This window comes from Streptomyces calidiresistens, from assembly GCF_014141525.1.
GTDB lineage: Bacteria > Actinomycetota > Actinomycetes > Streptomycetales > Streptomycetaceae > Streptomyces > Streptomyces calidiresistens.
On the sequence record NZ_VKHS01000687.1, the window covers coordinates 1 to 2,937 of the forward strand.

The 2,937-nt window shown below is 72.3% G+C and carries 1 protein-coding gene and 1 pseudogene; both read right to left on the minus strand.

Translation table 11 applies throughout. The features are described from left to right. Positions 1–101: 101 nt before the first annotated feature. Complete coding sequence (gene typA / locus FOE67_RS21460; RefSeq protein WP_182666482.1) at positions 102–1,970, minus strand: translational GTPase TypA; 1,869 nt, start codon at positions 1,968–1,970, stop codon at positions 102–104. 178 nt (positions 1,971–2,148) lie between these two features. After that, positions 2,149–2,937: pseudogene (locus FOE67_RS21465) on the minus strand (ABC transporter family substrate-binding protein); the annotation flags it as partial.

The following is a 2,937-nucleotide window of genomic DNA, read 5'->3' on the forward strand; positions in this document are numbered from 1 at the left end:
GGTCGGGGAGGCGGCGGAAGAGCCCGGAACGGCCGGCGGCCCGGCACCGGAGAACCGGTGCCGGGCCGCCGCGAATGTTCCCGCGAGCGAATCGCGAAGGATCAGGCGTGCTTGGCGCGCGAGGCCGCCCGGGCCCGTTGCCGCTGGTCGAGCACCACCTTGCGGATGCGTACCTCGCTCGGCGTGACCTCCACGCACTCGTCCTCCCGGCAGAACTCCAGCGACTGCTCCAGCGAGAGCTTGCGCGGAGGCACCAGGTTCTCCGTGGTGTCGGCGGAGGCCGCCCGCATGTTGGTGAGCTTCTTCTCCTTGGTGATGTTCACGTCCATGTCGTCGGAGCGGGAGTTCTCACCGACGATCATGCCCTCGTACACCTCGGTGCCGGGCTCCACGAAGATCACGCCCCGCTCCTGGAGGTTGAGCATCGCGTACGGCGTGGCCGGACCCGGCCGGTCCGCCACCAGGGAGCCGCTGTTGCGGGTCCGCAACTCGCCCACCCACGGCTCGTAGCGCTCGAAGATGCCGTGCGCGATGCCGGTGCCCCGGGTCTCGGTCAGGAACTCGGTGCGGAACCCGATCAGCCCCCGGGAGGGCACCAGGAACTCCATCCGCACCCAACCCGAGCCGTGGTTGGTCATCGTCTCCATGCGGCCCTTGCGGCTCGCCATCAGCTGGGTCACCGCGCCCAGGTGCTCCTCGGGCACGTCGATGGTCATCCGCTCCACCGGCTCGTGCACCCGGCCGTCGATCTCCCGGGTCACCACCTCGGGACGACCGACCGTCAGCTCGAAGCCCTCCCGGCGCATCGTCTCCACCAGGATGGCCAGCGCCAGTTCCCCGCGTCCCTGCACCTCCCAGGCGTCCGGCCGCTCGGTCGGCAGCACCCGCAGCGAGACGTTGCCGATCAGCTCCCGGTCCAGGCGGTCCTTCACCAGCCGCGCGGTCACCTTGTGCCCCTTGCCGCCCTTGCCGACCAGGGGGGAGGTGTTGGTGCCGATCGTCATCGAGATGGCCGGCTCGTCCACCTGGATCAGGGGCAGTGCGACCGGGTTCTCCGGGTCGGCGAGCGTCTCGCCGATCATGATGTCCGGGATGCCCGCCACCGCGCAGATGTCACCGGGACCGGCCTTCTCCGCCGGCTTGCGGGTGAGCGCGTCGGTCATCAGCAGCTCGGTGATCCGCACGCTCTGCACCGAGCCGTCGCGGCGCATCCACGCCACCGTCTGTCCCTTGCGCAGCTCGCCCTGCTGGATGCGGCACAGCGCGATCCGGCCGAGGAAGTTGTCCGCGTCCAGGTTGGTGACGTGCGCCTGGAGCGGGGCCTGTTCGTCGTACACCGGCGCCGGGACCGACTCCAGCAGGGTGGAGAAGAGCGGCTCCAGGTTGTCGCTGTCCGCCGGCACCGTGCCGTCGGCCGGCTGGGTGAGGGAGGCGACGCCGTCCCGGGCGCAGGCGTAGACGATCGGGAACTCGATCTGCTCCTCGTCCGCGTCCAGGTCCAGGAACAGGTCGTAGGTCTCGTTCAGCACCTCGGAGATGCGGGCGTCGGGCCGGTCCGTCTTGTTGACGCACAGGATCACCGGCAGCCGGGCCTGCAGCGCCTTGCGCAGCACGAACCGGGTCTGGGGCAGCGGCCCCTCCGAGGCGTCCACCAACAGGACCACGGCGTCCACCATCGACAGGCCGCGCTCCACCTCGCCGCCGAAGTCGGCGTGGCCGGGGGTGTCGATGATGTTGATGACCACCGGGTCACCACCCCCCTTGGGGTGGTATCGCACGGCGGTGTTCTTCGCGAGAATGGTGATGCCCTTCTCGCGTTCGAGGTCGCCGGAGTCCATGACCCGGTCGTCCACCTGCTGGTGGGCGGCGAAGGCCCCCGCCTGCTTGAGCATGGCGTCGACCAGGGTCGTCTTGCCGTGGTCGACGTGGGCGACGATGGCGACGTTGCGGATGTCGTGGCGCGTGGGCATGGCTGGCGGAGCTTCTCCCGGATAGCTGCTGTCCCCCGGCGGGTGGATCCCCGGCGAGTCGGTGGCGTGGCCCGGCGAACTCGTGCCCCGGCCCGTTCCACATCGTACGGTGCGCTCCCGGGGACGGCCCGCGCGTTCCGCCCCGCCGGGCCGGCGGGGCGGAACGCGCGGGCCGGGCTCAGCGCCGGCGGCCGAAGTCCTGCGGGCGCGGGGTGGCCAGCCCGAAGGCGCCCACATTGGCCAGGTCCCGCTCGGCGGCCACCAGCTCCGGCCGCTGGTACAGCGGAATCGATCCCGCCGCCGCCCAGATCCGCAGGTCGGCGCGGTGCAGCAACTCGGCGCGGCGGCCGTCGTCCGGCTCCGTGGCGGCCTCCTCCAGCAGCTGGTCGATGTGGTCGGTGCCCACCCGGCTGTAGTTCTGCCGGATGAAGACCTCACCCCCCGGAACGGCCTGCGGCTTCGCGTACACCGGAGGGGCGTCGGTCGCCGGGAACGGCGTGACCGGCCACGAGTACAGCGCCAGGTCGAAGTTCCCGGAGGGAATCCGCTCCGTGAGGTAGGTCTCGGCCGGCACCTCCACCCGGTCCACCAGCACCCCCACCTCGGTGAGGGCTTCGGTGATCAGGTCCGCCACGCCGTGGAGTTCGTCGATCCCGCGATCCCGGGCGGGTCCCGTGTCGGCCTCCGGCAGCACGAAGCGCAGCCGCAGCGGCGTCCCCTCCTTCACCCGGACCGCGGCGGCGGCCTCGTCGGCGAGCCGTTCGGCCCGCCGGTCGGCCGCCTCGGCGGCACGTTCGGCGTCGTCCGCCGCCCGCTCCAGCCGGACCCGCTCGGTGCCGTCGGCCTCCGCCGCGGCGGCGCGGGCGTCGACGGCGGCGCGGCGCAACATCCCGCCGCCCTGCTCGGCCGCGGTCAGCGGGTCGGCCATCCGGAACAGGAAGCGGGTGCCGGGCGCACCGGCGGGGGC